This is a genomic window from Enterobacter sp. EC_50, from assembly GCF_019584525.1.
GTDB lineage: Bacteria > Pseudomonadota > Gammaproteobacteria > Enterobacterales > Enterobacteriaceae > Enterobacter > Enterobacter roggenkampii.
The window spans coordinates 1-231 of the sequence record NZ_VDAF01000112.1 but is presented as its reverse complement, the minus strand read 5'-3'; the positions used below and the strand labels follow the sequence as shown (position 1 = coordinate 231).

The following is a 231-nucleotide window of genomic DNA, read 5'->3' as shown; positions in this document are numbered from 1 at the left end:
TTCAGGCAATACGCACGCTTTCAGGCATACCTGCTTTCGTCATTTTGTTCAGCGCTCGTACCAGGGCCATAGCCTCTGCAACCTGACCATCGTAGTCACGCAGTGTCAGTGAACCTCCGAACAGCTGTTTTACCCGGTACATCGCCGTTTCCGCTATCGAGCGACGGTTATAATCTGTTGTCCATTTCCACCGCGCATTACTCCCGGTCAGCCGCTGATTCGCAACAGCAC

General features: G+C 53.7%; 1 pseudogene. It reads right to left on the bottom strand.

Annotation, left to right across the window (positions count from 1 at the left end):
* Position 1: 1 nt before the first annotated feature.
* Positions 2-231: pseudogene (locus FHC48_RS23250) on the bottom strand (IS5/IS1182 family transposase); the annotation flags it as partial.